12 protein-coding genes and 1 pseudogene are annotated in these 15454 nt (G+C 61.5%); 3 read left to right on the top strand and 10 right to left on the bottom strand.

The features are described 5' to 3' along the window. Positions 1–22 precede the first annotated feature (22 nt). Positions 23–868: a TIM barrel protein gene (locus tag LLH00_02845; protein MCE5270200.1), complete on the bottom strand. Its 846-nt coding sequence runs from the start codon at positions 866–868 to the stop codon at positions 23–25. Between the two features lie 264 nt (positions 869–1132). On the opposite strand from LLH00_02845, the gene LLH00_02840 reads away from it, so the two are divergent. Further along, complete coding sequence (locus tag LLH00_02840; GenBank protein ID MCE5270199.1) at positions 1133–2893, top strand: Na+:solute symporter; 1761 nt, start codon at positions 1133–1135, stop codon at positions 2891–2893. A gap of 102 nt (positions 2894–2995) precedes the next feature. On the opposite strand, the gene LLH00_02835 is transcribed toward LLH00_02840, so the two are convergent. After that, positions 2996–3964 (bottom strand): sugar phosphate isomerase/epimerase, encoded by a 969-nt coding sequence (locus LLH00_02835; GenBank protein MCE5270198.1) that lies wholly within the window; start codon positions 3962–3964, stop codon positions 2996–2998. 315 nt (positions 3965–4279) lie between these two features. Between LLH00_02835 and LLH00_02830 the strand changes: the two genes are divergently transcribed. Further along, positions 4280–4774: a hypothetical protein gene (locus LLH00_02830; protein MCE5270197.1), complete on the top strand. Its 495-nt coding sequence runs from the start codon at positions 4280–4282 to the stop codon at positions 4772–4774. Between the two features lie 23 nt (positions 4775–4797). Beyond that, positions 4798–5865: an aldo/keto reductase gene (locus LLH00_02825; GenBank protein MCE5270196.1), complete on the top strand. Its 1068-nt coding sequence runs from the start codon at positions 4798–4800 to the stop codon at positions 5863–5865. A gap of 117 nt (positions 5866–5982) precedes the next feature. On the opposite strand, the gene LLH00_02820 is transcribed toward LLH00_02825, so the two are convergent. From LLH00_02820 to LLH00_02785, 8 genes and pseudogenes are all read right to left on the bottom strand, one after another. Beyond that, positions 5983–7626, bottom strand: a complete 1644-nt coding sequence (locus tag LLH00_02820; GenBank protein MCE5270195.1) for a DUF5060 domain-containing protein — start codon at positions 7624–7626, stop codon at positions 5983–5985. Between the two features lie 106 nt (positions 7627–7732). Then, positions 7733–8548 carry a bifunctional hydroxymethylpyrimidine kinase/phosphomethylpyrimidine kinase gene (gene thiD, locus LLH00_02815; GenBank protein MCE5270194.1) on the bottom strand — a complete coding sequence of 272 codons (816 nt, stop codon included), beginning with the start codon at positions 8546–8548 and terminating at the stop codon, positions 7733–7735. Beyond that, positions 8541–9326, bottom strand: a complete 786-nt coding sequence (locus LLH00_02810; GenBank protein ID MCE5270193.1) for a ParA family protein — start codon at positions 9324–9326, stop codon at positions 8541–8543. Before LLH00_02810 ends, thiD begins: the two co-directional genes overlap by 8 nt. Before the next feature lie 313 nt (positions 9327–9639). Next, positions 9640–9954 (bottom strand): hypothetical protein, encoded by a 315-nt coding sequence (locus LLH00_02805; GenBank protein ID MCE5270192.1) that lies wholly within the window; start codon positions 9952–9954, stop codon positions 9640–9642. Beyond that, positions 9946–11730 (bottom strand): annotated as a pseudogene (locus tag LLH00_02800) (elongation factor G). Before LLH00_02800 ends, LLH00_02805 begins: the two are co-directional and overlap by 9 nt. Positions 11731–11923: 193 nt before the next feature. Further along, positions 11924–12907: an aldose 1-epimerase gene (locus tag LLH00_02795; GenBank protein ID MCE5270191.1), complete on the bottom strand. Its 984-nt coding sequence runs from the start codon at positions 12905–12907 to the stop codon at positions 11924–11926. Positions 12908–13322: 415 nt separating this feature from the next. After that, the gene (locus LLH00_02790) at positions 13323–14024 is read right to left on the bottom strand and encodes a hypothetical protein (protein ID MCE5270190.1); all 702 of its coding nucleotides are present in this window, start codon (positions 14022–14024) and stop codon (positions 13323–13325) included. Between the two features lie 281 nt (positions 14025–14305). Next, positions 14306–15454, bottom strand: a 1149-nt coding sequence (locus LLH00_02785; GenBank protein MCE5270189.1) for a hypothetical protein, incomplete at its 5' end; no start/stop codon positions are given.

Genomic DNA, 15454 nt, shown 5'->3' with positions numbered 1-15454 from the left:
GTCGAAATCTGAACTCTGGGGCTCATTTCCCGGCCGGAGCGGCCAGCCAGGTGTCCTTTAGCAGCCGGGCGTCGTCCTCCAGGTTCGGGCTTTCACAGACCAGCCAGCCTCCGACCTCGAATTCGCGCAGCGCACGCATCAGCGCCACGTATTCGAGGTCGCTTTCTTTGAGTATCAGGTGGTTGCGCTCGCCCTTGGCCGTGTAGTTGATCCCCGAGACATGCATGTGCAGGTGTTCCAGGGCCTCGCGTCCCAGGCTGCTCCGTATCGCCTCCAGCGTGGCGCAGAATTCCTCGTAGGTGTTCTGCTTGCCCCCGGTGCGGGCGTGGTAGTGCGAAAAGTCGATGCAGGGCCGCAGGCCGGGGACCTCCGCGGCCAGGGCCAGAAGGTGCCTGAGGCTGCCGAACTGGCTCTCCTTGCCGGTCAGCTCGGGGCTGACCCTTACATCGGTAATCCCCTCTGCGGCCAGCGTGTCGAGGATGTTCCGCAGGGCGTCCCGCACCACGGCGTGCACCTCGGCCTCGGAGTTCTTGAGCATGAACGCCGGGTGGAAAGTGATGCTCCGTGCGCCCAGCCAGTACGCAGCCCGGCCGGTTTCCAGGATGCGCCGCACCGAGGCCTCGCGTTTGTCGGGCTCCTCGGAGTTGAGGTTGATGTAATAGGGTCCGTGGCAGGTGAGCGAGATGCCCGACTCGCGCGCCAGGGCCCCGGCTTTCTCGGCCGCGGCCTGGCTTATCCGCACCCCGTGCACGAACTCCACCTCCATGTGGTCCAGCTCCAGCTCCACCAGACGCCGTATCCCCGCCTCGAGGCTGCGGTCCTTGGCCGAAAGCGGCACTCCACCCGTGCCGAACCTTAGCTCCGCCATCTGTCCGTCCTCCCATTTACCGTTATTCTTTGATTTGATTTGCCATCCTGCGGCCGAGGCCGGCCCCTGCACTCTCCGGCCGACACTGCCGGAAATTATCGATCAGTCTCTCGCTCAATCTATGGTTTTCGCGCCCGCAACGGCAAGGGCGAATTAAAAAGTGGCATAATCGGGCTTCCGCGTTTATTTTGTCACCGCATTGTCACCTCGCTTAAATCATCCTTCCATTGCAGTACACTCGTAACATCAACAGGGGAACCGCCGATGTCCATGAACATGCTCGACTGGCTGATTTTCTTCGGCTACTTTGTTCTGGTTCTGGTGGTGGCGCTCTACTTTGCGCGTCGGGCCGGGCGGAGCACGCAGGACTTTTTCCTGGGCGGGCGGAACCTGCCCTGGTACATCGCAGGCACGTCGATGATCGCCACCACGTTCGCCGCCGACACACCGCTGGCCGTGACCGAGCTGGTGGGCAAGTACGGTCTGGCGGGCAACTGGTTCTGGTGGAATTTCCTTCTGGGCTGCGTGCTCACGGTGTTCTTTTTCAGCCGCCTGTGGCGCCGCTCCGGGATCATGACCGAGGTGGAGTTCATCGAGCTGCGCTACAGCGGCAAGCCGGCGGCGTTCCTGCGCGGCTTCCGCGCCATCTCCCTGGGCCTGTTCATCAACAGCGTGGTGATCGCCTGGGTCAACCTGGCGATGTTCAAGATCCTGCACATAACGATGGGCTGGGAAAACCCCTGGATCGTGCTCACCTGCTGCATGTTGATCGTGATGCTGTACACCGCGGCCAGCGGCTTGATGGGCTCGGCGGTGGTGGACGTGCTGCATTTCCTGACCGCCATGACCGGCTGCATAGTGCTGGCCGTGGTGGCGGTCAAGCTGCCCCAGGTGGGCGGGATTGCCGGGATCAAGTCCCAGCTGAGCCCCGAGACCCTGCGTTTCCTGCCCTCGGTGGCCGGCGGGTCCGACCTGGGCACTGCCACGGGGGTGCTCAAGCTGACCCTGCCCGCGCTCTTGGCCTATGTGGGCGTGCAGTGGTGGGCCTGCTGGTATCCGGGGGCCGAGCCGGGCGGCGGCGGCTACATCGCCCAGCGCATGATGAGCGCCAAGGACGAGAAGCACAGCCTGCTGGCCACGCTCTGGTTCACCATCGGACATTTCTGCATCCGTCCCTGGCCCTGGATCCTGGTGGCCCTGGCCTCGCTGATCCTCTACCCCAACCTGCCGGTGGATCAGCGCGGGGACGGGTTCGTGATGATCATCCGCGACTACCTGCCGGTGGGCCTCAAGGGCCTGCTGATCGCGGCTTTCTTCGCCGCCTACATGTCGACCATCGCCACCCAGCTCAACCTGGGCACCAGTTTCCTGGTCAACGATTTCTACACCCGTTTCGTGCGCCGCAAGGCCGACCAGAAACACTATGTCATGATCAGCCGTTGGACCACGGTGCTGATGATGGTGGTATCGCTGCTGATCACCATGGGCCTGCAGACCATCACCTCGGCCTGGCAGTTCGTGATCGAGTGCGGCGCGGGCGTGGGGCTGATTTTCATCCTGCGCTGGTACTGGTGGCGGATCAACGCCTGGAGCGAGATATCGGGCATGATCGCCCCGTTCCTGGCCTACGGCTACATGAAACTGTTCACAGACATAGCTTTTCCCAGCACGCTGTACTACATCGTGGCGTTCACGACAATAGTCTGGCTCACTGTCACGTTCCTGACCAGCCCGGTGACCAAAGAGCACCTGCACGCTTTCTACCGCCAGGTGCACCCGGGCGGACCGGGCTGGCGCAAAGTGGCGTCCGAGATGCCCGAGGTCAAGGGCGACCGCGGCTACCCGGCGTTGTTTGTCTGCTGGATCGCCGCCGCGCTGATGATCTATGGGGTGCTGTTCGGGATCGGCAAGCTGCTGCTGCAGGAAACCGGCATGGGGGTGATATGTCTGGGAGTTTCGGCGGTGATGGCGCTCACCCTGTACCGTATCCTTTCCAAGATGGGCTGGGAAAGCGTGATCGAGTAGAACCGGCCTTGCCCGCATTGCTGCCGTAAAACAGCGTAGGGGCGGGTTTGAAACCCGCCCCTACGCTGTTATGCCACGTTATGACTCTTCTCCGCCCGGGTCTCAGGCTTTCTTGCCGATTGTCTTGAGGTAAGCGCAGTCGCGCTGCAGGGAGTCAACTTTCTCCTCGTAGCCGGCGCCCTTGACGAACTCAACCTCGAAGTAGCCCTTGAACCCGGCCGCGGCCAGGATTCCGTAGATCCGGTTGAAATCCACCGCCCCCTCCGAGATCAGCGACTGTTGCTCGCCGCCGCCCGGCGCCACGTTCTGCGCGTGCACCATCACCGTGTAGGGCGCGGCGACACTGGCGCGCTCGTAGGGGTCCTCTGTGTCGTTCAGGATCTGGTAGTTGGCTTTCAGGGCCGGGCTTCCCACCTTGTTAATCAACTCGACCATGGCCGCGGCGCGGTTGGTCAAAGTGTTGCCGTGCATCTCCATGGCCAGCTGCATGCCCTTGGGCTCGGCCAGGCCGCAGTAGACCTTGGCGTCCTCCACTATGCGGTCCCAGTCCGCGGCGCTGAGCTGCTCGCTGTTCTTGTCCCCGGCCCAGATACGCACGATCCGGGTGCCCAGGATATCGGCAATCTCGAGCGAACGCTTCATATTGGTTTGCTGCTCCCCGGCAGGATGTTCCTCGCCCAGGCGCACGTAGCTGCCGTAGTGGCTGCAGGCCAGGCCCAGGCTGTCCAGCTTGGCCCGTATCTCGCGCACGCGTTCATCCGGAGTGTTCAGGGGCACGTGGTCGGGCTTGCCCCAGGGCTCCACCCCGTCGAAACCCACCTGGGCCGCCAGCTCCAGCACCTCGAACAGCGGCCGCTCCTGGAAAGCGATCGTGCAAAGGCCCACCTTGGGGCCGGATGCGGCGGCGCTCACCGCCGCGGCGGCTGTGTCTGCTGCGGCTCCGGCTGTCGCGGCCGGGGCGCCGGGCTTGCCGCAGGCGGCGCCCAGGCCCAGCGGCAGGGCCATCCCGGCCAGGCCCATCCGGGTCAGGAATTCCCGTCGCCGCATGTTCGGATCATCCGTCATTTTCATCTCAGCGTTCCCTTTCTGTCAGTGATATGCAAAATCAGCCTCCCGCGCAGGCGGGAAATCCGCTCGTATTCTTGTTTGTCACCTTACCGCACAGCCCGGCGGAGAGTAAATAATGCGCCCCGCCTGCGCCACTGTCAAGGCCGGACTTATCCGCGCGCCGGGTATCTGTGTTTTTTCTTTGCATTCATGGGGTTACCGGCTTTATTTTGAAAACTGTCTGTCAGCGTTCCAACCCTGCCCGCACCGGGCCGGTTCCACCCGCCCGGCCCGCAGAGCAACCGACCCGAACCCAGTGATCCGACCGGAGAAAAGCCTGTGAAACGTTCGCTCAGTTTGGCCGTTTTATTATCAAGCGCGATTATCCTGGCCTGTTCCGGCCAGTCCGCCAAGACCGAAAATTCGACCGCAGCCGAGGCTGCCGCCCCGGCGGACAGCCAGCCCGCGGCCAGCAGCTCGATACCTGAGCCCCGGATCGTGAACCTGATGGACCACGCCACGATCGACACCTGTGACGGCGAGTTCGAGGGCTATTCCGACGAGAAAGTAGCAGACTACAACCTGACAGTGGCGGCCACGGTGCGGGTCAAGGTGGAGCACTGCAAAGTGACCGCGATCACCATTGTCGACTCGAGCCATGTCAACCCGGCCGCGGCGCGGCTGATCCCCCAGCGCATCATCGACTCCCAGAGCCTGCCCGTGGAGGCGGTGGCCGGGGCCTCGGTGGCGAGCTGGACGATCATGGCCGCCACCGCCACGGCGCTGGGAATCGACCTGACCGAGCTGGAAGACACGACCGCGAGCGCCAAATAACCTCAACCGGAGAGAGATAAACCATGGACAGGAAAGATAAAAGCCCCTTGGACAACCTCAGCCGCCGCGATTTCATCCGCATCGGGGCCGCCGGAGCGGCGATCCTGGGCGCTGGAGCGGCTGCGGCCGGCTGCTCGCAGAAAAGCGGCAGCGGCGGCTCCGGCTCCGCCCTGGTCTGCCCGAAAAGCAAGCTGGGCAAGACTGATATGATCGCCTCCACCGTGGCCCTGGGCGGCGGCAGCGCCCTGAGCATGGTCAAGGACGATCAGGAGGCGGTGGCCCTGATCCAGTACGCTTTCAGCAAGGGGATCAACTTCTTCGACTCCGGGGCGGACTACGACGGCGGCCGCAGCCAGCGGCGTATCGGCGAGGCGATGGAGCCGCACCGCAAGGAGGTCTACCTCAGCACCAAGTACCTGCCCACCACTCCCGGCGACAAGGTAATGCAGCAGGTGGAGGAGACCCTTAAAAGCTACCGCACCGACTATGTGGACGTGGCCAATATGCACGGACTGGCCAAGATGTCGGATGTGGACGCCATGTTCAGCAGCGGCGCGCTGGACGCTCTGGTCAAGCTGAAAGAGCAGGGCGTAGTGCGCTATATCGGCGTGACCAGCCACAACCACCCGGTGGCCCTGGCCGAGGCGCTCAAGCGTTTCAATTTCGACACCTCGCTGCACGCGGCCAACGCCAGCAAGGTGCCGTTCCTGGGTGAGTTCGAGGAGAACCCCGGCACGAGCTTCGAGGAGCTGTCCATCCCGCTGGCCAACAGCCAGGGAATAGGGGTTTGGGCGTTCAAGATCATGGGCCAGCGACGCCTGATCCAGAGAAACAACGAGCCGGACAAGGCCCCGGCGGACGAGCTGCTGCGCTACGGGTTCAGCCTGCCGGTGCACGGCATGGCCCTGGGCATGAGCAACAAAGATAACGTGGACCGGGCGGTGGAGATGGCCTGCACGTTCAAGCCCATGAGCGCCGAGGAAATGCGCTCCTGGAACGAGAAGCTCGCCCCCAGCGCCAACGAGCTGACCCTGCTCTACCTGCGCCACGGCTACGTGGACGACGGCTGCCCGCGGGCGCACCTGGCGTAAGAAAAGATAACATAGCGCGACAAACAATGCAGGGGAGGGTTTGAAACCCTCCCCTACGTGTTTTCTACCCTTATTTTGCGTAGGAGCACGGCATGCCGTGCCCTGTTTTACCGTTCCCTACTGTGTCGCCTCCCCCAGCCGCTCGATCCGCGCCAGCAGGTCCACCTTGAACTCGGGCGAGTTGACAATCAACACCTGGCCCGGGGTCTGGGCCTCCTCCCGGGCGACTGTCTCGCCCGTGGCCGGGTCGATCCACTGCAGGCTGAACTTTCCCGAGCCGGTCCAGACATACACCTCGGCCTTGGCCGCGCTGGCATGGCTGGTGTAGTGCTGGAGGTAGACCAGGCTCAGAGCGCCGTTGGAAAGGCCGTAGCGCCGGACTTCATCCCCTTTCTGCCCGAAACCGGTCATCACCGGACGCAGGGACAGCGGGACACTGTCGGTCAGACGGTGGAAAACACGGAAATACTGCCGCGCCTCGGGCCCCAGGTAGGCGTTGGAGTTCCCCCGCACCGGCTTGTCCCGGTCCGGGGTGATAACTCCGCCCATGCTCCAGAACAGCAGCGAGCTCTCGTTCATGAACGCGGTCCAGACCCCGATGCGCCACTTGACCGGGTCGCGATTCGACAACTCGCCCTGGTTGCCGAACTCGGTATAGAGCACCGGCTTGCCGAAACTCTTGAAACGCGCGAACTCGTGGGTCAGGTGCTGGTCGATCTCGTTGGGCGGCAGCCACATGTACTCGTGGACCGTGACCAGGTCGCACCAGGGCTGGTCCGGGCGCTCGTAGGTGGTGGTGACCGGGTGGCCGTAGGGGTCGCAGCCGCGCACGCAGGCCGCCATCTGGGCCAGTCGCTCGTTGGGGGTCCAGGCGTCCTCGTTGAACAGCTCCCAGACATCCACATAGGCCCCGAACCTGGCCACCATGTAGCGCAGGTACTGCTCCACCGCGGCGGCGTGCCGCGTGTCGGCGGGGTTCTTCCAGCCGGCCAGGTCACGGTTGTCGCCGAAAGCGTTGGGGGCCGTGCCCCAGAGGCTCATGTCCTGGAACATGATCAGCATCACGGAGAAGTCATCGGCCCGCAGCAGGCGGCACAAGTTGTCCAGCTTGTCCAGCTCGGCCAGGTCGTAGCGGTCGTCGTGCAGCGAGTCGGCCATCACCTGCCAGGCGCAGCCGGCCGTGGAGCCCTGACCGAGCTGGATGCGGAACAGGTTCTCCGCCCCGCGGTGGGTGGCGAGAAAAGTGTCGATGCCCACCGAGCGCCACTGGCCCTGGCCCGCCGGGGGGCCATCCAGCCCGGCGCTGTCGTGGCCGCAGGGCTGGATGCCGACCGGATAGAACGGCTCGCCGTTCTCGAACTCGAAACGGTAGCAGTTGGTCCGGCTGACCCGGAAAAAGCCGCGTGGCGCCACCTCCTCCACCGTGAACTCAACTGCCTGCGAAGCCACCGTGCGGCCGTCCCGGACAAGGCTCAGCTCGGCTTTCCAGGCCCCGGCGTTGCGGGTGACAAAACGGAAACGCCAGGTGTCGCCCCCGGCGTAGAACCCCTCGACTTTCACTTTCTCCGTACCCGCGGGACCGGAGTAGACTGCGGTCGCCCGGACCTCCCGGAACGGGTTCTCCAGCGCGGCGTCATAATGTAGCTCGTGCTCCACCACCGGCCAGAGCGCGGTCGGGCTTTCGGCTGCAGGCAGGGTGGCTGCGCAGAAAAGCCCTGAAACGCAAAGCAAAGCGGTGAATATCATACTTTTGAGATACATGCGGAGAATCCCTTCCCTGTGGTCCGGATAGATTGAATATGGGGGAGACTTCCGGCCCTGCCGCGGGCGTGCGGGAGGGCCGGGCTTTGAAGGCGAGTCACAGGTGTCAGTCCGTGTCCGGGTCGAACGGGGCGTGGCCCAGGGTGCCGTAGCCTGCGCCGGTCGGGTGGGCCAGGCGGATACCGCGCAGCACATAGGCCCGGGCCGCGCTCACCGCGCGCTCCAGCGGCAGGCCGCGGGCCAGGCCCGCGGCCACGGCGGCCGAGAGAGTGCAGCCCGTGCCGTGGGTGTGGGGCGTATCCACCCGCTCGTTCTCGTACTCAACCGCACGGCCATCGGGCAGCAGAAGGAGATCCAGCAAACGGTCTCCGCTCAGGTGGCCGCCCTTGAGAAGCACAGCCGGGGCCCCGAGGGCTTGCAGCTTTTGCACCGCGCCCAGCATGCCGGCGCGGTCTTTCACGCTCAGGCCGGTCAGACGCTCCGCCTCGGGCAGGTTGGGCGTAATCAGCACCGCCAGCGGGAACAGAAGTTCGACCATGCTCTCAACGGCCCAGTCCTTGAGCAGCGGGTCGCCGCTTTTGGCCACCAGAACCGTGTCCAGCACCAGGGGCGGCGTGCCGTGGCGCTCCAGGGCCGCGGCCACGGCCTCGATTATGTCGCCGTCGGCTAACATCCCGCATTTGACCGCCTGCGCGCCGATATCCCCCAGCACGGAGTCGATCTGGGCCGTGACAAACTCGGCCGGCACCTTGAACACCCCCTGAACGCCCCGCGAGTTCTGGGCCGTGAGAGCGGTGATCGCGCTCATGCCGAAACAACCGAACGCCTGGAATGTTTTCAGGTCGGTCTGGATGCCGGCGCCGCCGCCCGAATCGCTGCCTGCGATCGTGAGCGCGCGCGGCGGACACTTTATCTCATTCATGCGCCAGAATCTCCGAGGTAAGCTTGAAATAGTCACGCGCTCCGCTGGAGGCGATGTCATACTCGAAAATGGTCTTGCCGTAGGCCGGGGACTCCCTCAGGCGGGTGTTCACGTTGATCACGGTCTTGAACAGCTCGTTAGGGAACAGGCGGCCCAGCACGCCGTAAATCTCCCGGCTGACCCGCGTGCGCAGGTCGAACTGCGTGGCCAGGATGCCGAGCAGGCGGAGCTGGTGACGGGGGTCGGCGCGGCAGACCTCCCGCACCATCTCGAATGTGTTTTTCAGCCCGCTGATCGAAAAGTAGTCCATCCCCACCGGGATGATGACATAGTCCACAAAGTGCAGGACATTGAGGTTGACCAGGCTCATCGCGCTGGAGCAATCGCAGATCACGTAGTCGCAGTTGGCCAGGTCCTCCAGGCTGTCGTTCAGGACCCGCTCGCGGTTCTGGGCCGCGGCGACTTTCCACTCGGCGTCCATCATGGCCCGTCCGCCCGAGGGGATAACGAACAGGTTGCGCCGCACCTCGGTCATCCAGGCCCGGCGTCCCAGCAGAAGGTCACTCACGCCGCCACCCAGCTCCAGGTCGAAAATTTCGGCCAGGTTGTTCTGCGGGTCGCAGTCGATCAGGATCACCCGCTGGCCGTTGAGCGACAGCCCATGGCCCAGGTTGATCGTGGTGGTGGTCTTGCCCACCCCACCTTTTATTGAGAGAATGGCAATCTTTTTCAATACGGCTCCCTGGCGGTGCGTCCGGTTCAAGCAGGAGCTTACCACAGGCCGGCGCGCTTGGCAAGCCCTTATTTAGCGGGCCTGCCGAAGAGGGGTCTATTTTTCCGGACTACAGAAATGCCATTTTTTAAAGTTCTCTCTCATTTTGCCGATTAGATTATTAGCCCGCAAGGGCTGTAACTGCACAAATCATTTCTCTGTTACCCGCCCCGGGTGGCAGGCTTCTTCGCGGAAGCTGATTGTGCAGCCAGGCTTTGGGATTTGCAGATCCCAAAGCCTTTATTATTTGGGGCAAAAAAAGCCCCCGCTCGCTTCCCGCTCGCGGGGGCCCATGCTTTTCAAACGCCCGGCCGCCGGGTCAGTCCTGCTCTTTCTCCTTGCGGTTCTCCTCCACCACTTTTTCCATCACCTCGCGCGGGGTTTCCTCGTAATGCGAAAGCTCGCTGGTGAACATGCCGCGCCCCTGGGTCATCGAACGCAGTGAGGTGGAGTACTTGTACATCTCGGCCAGGGGCACCTTGGCCGCCACTTTCTGGAAACTGCCCTCGCTGGTCATGCCCATGATCCGACCGCGCCGCGAGTTGAGGTCGCCGATAACATCGCCCATGTAATCCTCGGGCACCAGCACCTCGACATTGACGATCGGTTCGAGCAGCACCGGGTCGGCGTCCATCACCACTTTCTGGAACGCCATGCTGCCGGCAATCTGGAACGCGATATCGGAGCTGTCCACCGTGTGGTAGCTGCCGTCATAGCACTCGGCCCTGAAATCCACCACCTGGCAGCCGGCCAGCACGCCCTTGCTCGCCGCCTAGCGCACGCCCTTTTCCACCGAGGGCACGAACTTGCCCGGGATCACGCCGCCCACAATGCAGTCCTCGAACTCGACCCCTGCGCCCTTCTCCAGGGGGATCAGACGGACCCAGCAATCGCCGTACTGGCCGCGGCCGCCCGACTGTTTCTTGAACTTGCCCTGGCCCTGGGCTTTCTTGCGGATTGTCTCGCGGTACGGGATGCGCGGCTTGACGTACTCGCCCTCGACATTGAACTTGCGCTTCAGCTTGGACAGGACCACATCCAGGTGCAACTCGCCCATGCCGGAGACAATCATCTGCTTCAGGCTCGGGTCGAAATGGCTGTGCAGAGTGAGGTCCTCCTCCTGCAGCTTACGCAGGCCGGAGGCGATTTTCTCCTCCTCGCCCCGAATTTTCGGCTCGATCGCCACGTTCATCACCGGCTTGGGGAACTCGATGTCGGCCAGCTTGACCAGGCGCGACTTGGCGGCCAGGGTGTTGCCGGTATGGGTGGACTTGAGCTTGGCCACCACGCCGATATCGCCGGCGCAGAGCTGCTCAACCTCGATCCGCTCGCGGCCCAGTGAAATGCTGAGGTGACCCAGACGTTCGGGGTTGTTCTGGTTGGAGTTTATCAGTTCGTCACCGGTCTTGATCGTACCGGAAAGCAGGCGGAAATAGCTCATCTCGCCCACGTGCGATTCGGAGATGGTCTTGAAGACCAGGGCGCAGGCCGGATCGCCGGATTTCAGCTCGATCTGCACCTCCTGGCCACCCTCGGCTTTGTGCGCCGGGCGCGGCGGCATCATGGTCGGGTCGGGCATGATCTCGTCCAGGCCATCCAGAAGCTGGCGCACGCCGATAGTCTTGATCGCCGAGCCGCAGAACACCGGGATGATCGAGCGCTCGGCCACCCCCTTGCGCAGTGCGGCGAAAATCTCGGCATCGCTCAGTGGCTCCTCGGCGAAATACTTCTCCATCAGGGACTCATCCAGCTCGGCCACGCTCTCGATGAATTCCTTGTAGGCGGCCTCCACCTCATCCGCCATATCTGCGGGCACATCCTGAGTCTTGAACTCGCCCCTCTGCGTGCCGGCCTCCGCCGGGCAGGCCTTGCGGCGCACCACATCCACCACGCCGTGGAACTGGTCGCCCAGGCCCATCGGGATGGTCAGCGGCACGAAATGGCCCTCGAAGCTCTCCCGTATCTGGTTGAACACCTTCTCGTAATCGGCGTGTTCCTTGTCTATCATGTTGATAAACACCGCGGTGGGCATCTTGCGGCCGGCGGCCAAGCGGACCATCATCTCGGTGCCTATTTCCACGCCGCTGACCGCGTGAATCACGATCAGCGCGCAGTCGGCGGCCCGGACCGAGGCATAGGCGTCGCCGATGAAATCCAGGTAACCCGGGGTGTCGATCAGGTTTATCTTGGCCTTGTTCCACTCGGCGAAAGCCACGGACAGGTTGATTGAAATCTTGCGCTCGATTTCATCTTCGCTGAAATCGGTCAGGCTGTTGCCCTCATCCACGCTACCGAGCCTTTTGGAGCTGCCCGAGGCGAAACAGAGCGCCCCGGTGAGGGATGTCTTGCCGCAGCTCCCGTGACCGAGTACAGCTACATTACGTATGTCCTTGCTCTCGTAGTTTTTCATGGATCGCACTCCCCGGGTGAAATAGTCCTGATGGCAATACCTCGTCAAGTGTCCACGGTTAGAATTCAGAAGCTTTGTATATAAAATAAGTCCAGCTTAGTGTCAAGAAAACGCGGCGATTAGGGCCTAAAAAGAGAGGGCCGTTAGCACGGCCCTCTCGCGGCAAATATCCTGCATCCTCAGTCGGTCGTTTTCAGCGGGCCAGCGGCTCGATCTGGAACCGCACCCAGCCGCCCACGGTCTCGCCGGGCTTGGCGAACAGAAGGTTGGCCACATCCTGCAGGCCACGGGCGTACAGATTGTGCGCGTCGGTCGAGCAGGTCTGGTTCTCCACGCAGACAAACTGGTTCTGCGGCTGGGCGTAGACCACCATGTGGGTGAAATCGGGCGAGCTGTGCAGGGTGAGCTTGAGGCCGCTGTCGCGGTACTCGATATAGGCCGGTTTGTCCGGCTCCATCCCGTAGTAGACCTCATCCAGCACCAGCGGCCCCACCGAGGTGGGGGCGCGAAGGTCGTACTGGCTGCCGTCTAAGGAGTCCAGCACGCCGGTGGGCATCAGGTCGACCGCCTGCATGTGGGCCTTGGCCGGCACGCAGAGGAAGATGTCGTTGCGGTCGTCGATGAACTTGAAATACGGGTGGATGGCAAAGCCGAACGGGATGGTGAGCGAGTCGCGGTTCACCACCTCGTAGGCGACTTTCACCCCCAGCGAATCCAGGCTGAAACGCAGGTTCAGGCGGTGGTTGAAACCGAATTTCTCGTACAGGGGCGTGCCGGGGGCAAAGTCCAGCCAGGTGAGAAGCTCGGCCTTGTCAGCCGCGGCCGTGGGCGGCTCGTACTCCCAGGGCACCGAGTGCACCAGGGCGTGCAGGAAACGGTCTTTCTCGTTGACTCCCCAGTCGAAAGTGCGGCCCTCGAAGCTGAAAACGCCCTTGGCCACCCGGTTGGGGGCGGGATACAGCACCGGCGTGCCGAAATGGTAGCCCGGCAGCTTGCTCAGGTCGGGGTCGGAGTACAGCAGTTCCTTGCCGTCATAGGTCAGGCTGAACAGGTTCGCGCCCGACTGCGGGGCGACACGGACACTCATCGGGTGCTCCCCTCCCGTGCGTTCGAGCACCACCACCGGCTGGCCGCTGGCCGAGTCGGTTTCCACGCGCGCGCTGTAGGCAGGCGCCATCGGACTGACCTCCTTTTTCGGGCCGCAGGCGAACAAGGCCACGGCGGCGAGGATTGCGAAAGAGCCTGCTTGACATCTGACAACACTCTGTCTGGACATGCGGCCCCCGGGGTGCAGGTACGGCATTCATGGATGGAATAGCTGCGAAACCGCGGCGTTGCGGATTGATCCCTGTTGCGCACAGGCTTCAATAATAATCCGCCCGCACCCGGCGGGCCAGGGTTTTGTGGAGCGGGACGTGTCTTACTACAAAATACAAGAGGCGGGAGAATTCGATACCTGAGAGGAAAGGCTGGAAGCAATTAGAAAGTTGAATATATACGCCTCGGTGTTCGGTGCAAAATTCCATTATCAAGGCGATGATTCGGATAGTGATCATTGCTATTATTGATTCAATATAAATCCGTCTCGAGTTTTAATCACCTTCATCTTGCAACGGCAACATGTGCCAAGTCTGCTCGTAGTTATATAGTGCATAAGATGAACCATCTTTTCCTACAACGTAAATACCTTGGTGTGTAATTGGAATTGAATTATCTGATTTTTCCTTATATTCGGCTATGTAGCTACTGTCTATCACATCAATCATTCTTCCGTATTCGAGGTATTGCCCATATGTTCTTAAGTAACTGATATCTTTCTCAAGTGTGTTCGGCAGAGTATCCGGTTCCACCCCGCCGATGAAGACAATTATACGGGATTCGAGATTACGGGAGGCCAGCACAGCCCAATCCTCAGCGCCAGCCTTGAAAAAATCGCCCCAAAAGGCGTTATGTGCTTCCTCGGTATGCCATGATTGCGGGATGCTGTAGCCCTCTTTTTCGAGCCATTCCCTGGCGGGCGTGGGCAGGTCTGGGAATGCCGAAGGTGGTAGACGCTTTATACGCTCCGCCGCCTCGATATAATCTTCATCCATTGATGGACAGGTATCGCATTTGGGCTCGAGTGCCACCGCGGCGGCTTCCACACTGGCCTGGGCGGCAGAAGTATCCTGCATTATTTTCCGAACCTGCGTGGCGGTATCCGGCGCCGCGGCTGGCTGCTGCGCGGGCTTCTCGCCGGGAGAACAGGCGCAGAGACAGAGGGCGAGCAGGAAGAAAATCAACCGTCCGGGCACGGCAGCCTCCTTCTTTTGAAAAGTACTTGAAAGATGTGAGCCTGATAAACGGAGGACGCTTCGACTGCCAACTTAAGGATACGAAGAAGAGTAAAAAGAAACCGTTTCAGCCTCCGCATGAGTGCCATATGTTCGGCGAGAATGTGGATGTAAGGTCACGGAATATGAATTTCAGGCAAAAAACGTGGTTTGAACTGAACGCCCCTGCTTACGGGTTTAAGGTCAAGCTGGAATATGAAGGAAAATCTAAAGAGCACTGGCATTGCACCAAGGTCTGAAGGCTAATCATCTTCGTCAGACTCAGATATTTTATACCATTGACCATTATACTGATAAAGCACATATGACCATCGGTCCAACTTGCTGATTTCAATGCCCTCGTGATCAAGAGGCAAAGCTTCTTGCTCCAGCTTAAAGCCTGAGGCGATATAACTTCTATCGACTGCCTCTATGTATCTTTGGAATTCAATATAAGGGCCGTTGCCCTGCATGTAATCCAAGTCTTGCGTAAGAGTTTTGGTGGAGGTGTCAGGTTCTACACCCCGGCGGAAAACGATGACCCGCGATTCGAGGTCGCGGGAGGCCAGCACAGCCCAGTCCAGGGTGTCGGCCACATAAAATGAACCGTAAATGACGTTGTGCGGGTTGCGGGTGTAGTTAGATTGCGGGATGGTGTAGCCCTCTTTTTCGAGCCATTCCCTGGCGGGCGCGGGCAAGTCCGGGAACGCCGAGGGCGGCAGGCGCTTGACCGCCTCGGTGGCCGCCAGCCAGACCCCAGGTGAAAGATACATCTCGTCGTAATAGCCTTCAAAACTGTACCATATCCCGTTGTCACAGTACAGTAAGCCTCCGTGATCCTTGCCGCCGATACCATAGTGATCGGTCGAGGGGAAAATGCTGTCGATGTTGACAGGTGTGTATTTCTCGCCATAAAAAGGATCAGCGGTTTCGATTTGTCGGATAAACCCGAACCGGCCGTTCCCCGTGTAACCCATGTAATCACGCTCGGGGGACACTGCTGCAAGCAGAGTGTCGGATGCGGAGCCATGACGGAACACAATGATGCAGCACATCTCGTCTTTGGAGGCCAGCACGGCCCAGTCCTGTGATCCAGCCGCACAGAAATCCCCGGATATGACGTTCACCCGTTCAGTTGAGTCATAGGGCTGGGGAATGGAATATCCTTCGGCCGCGAGCCATACCTGGATTTCCGAGGGAAGGAGGGCGAAATCCGACGGGGGCAGATGCTTGATATCCTTAACCGATTTTTCCAAACCCTCTTCCGTCACTCTGGACAGGTAACTCTCTCTGGCTTGTTTTTCAGGGTCGGCATGAGGATATGCCGTATGAACCGCAGCGGTGTCTTCGGCTGTGGTGGCTGCGTTGTCTTGCGCTGCGGCCTGGGCCGGCGCGGCGGTATTCGGCGCCGC

The sequence above is a fragment of the bacterium genome, assembly GCA_021372515.1.
In the GTDB taxonomy this organism is placed as follows: Bacteria; Gemmatimonadota; Glassbacteria; order GWA2-58-10; family GWA2-58-10; genus JAJFUG01.
The sequence above is the reverse complement of the archived record's forward strand: the minus strand, read 5'-3'. Positions and strand labels throughout refer to the sequence as shown.

Excerpts from the sequence above, each read along its gene's own strand:
- LLH00_02840 (MCE5270199.1), top strand. The coding sequence starts at position 1,133 with ATGTCCATGAACATGCTCGACTGGCTGATTTTCTTCGGCTACTTTGTT.
- LLH00_02845 (MCE5270200.1), bottom strand. The coding sequence starts at position 868 with ATGGCGGAGCTAAGGTTCGGCACGGGTGGAGTGCCGCTTTCGGCCAAG.
- LLH00_02795 (MCE5270191.1), bottom strand. The coding sequence starts at position 12,907 with ATGGCGCCTGCCTACAGCGCGCGCGTGGAAACCGACTCGGCCAGCGGC.
- LLH00_02805 (MCE5270192.1), bottom strand. The coding sequence starts at position 9,954 with ATGGACGCCGACCCGGTGCTGCTCGAACCGATCGTCAATGTCGAGGTG.
- thiD (MCE5270194.1), bottom strand. The coding sequence starts at position 8,548 with ATGAATGAGATAAAGTGTCCGCCGCGCGCGCTCACGATCGCAGGCAGC.
- LLH00_02835 (MCE5270198.1), bottom strand. The coding sequence starts at position 3,964 with ATGAAAATGACGGATGATCCGAACATGCGGCGACGGGAATTCCTGACC.
- LLH00_02820 (MCE5270195.1), bottom strand. The coding sequence starts at position 7,626 with ATGTATCTCAAAAGTATGATATTCACCGCTTTGCTTTGCGTTTCAGGG.
- LLH00_02825 (MCE5270196.1), top strand. The coding sequence starts at position 4,798 with ATGGACAGGAAAGATAAAAGCCCCTTGGACAACCTCAGCCGCCGCGAT.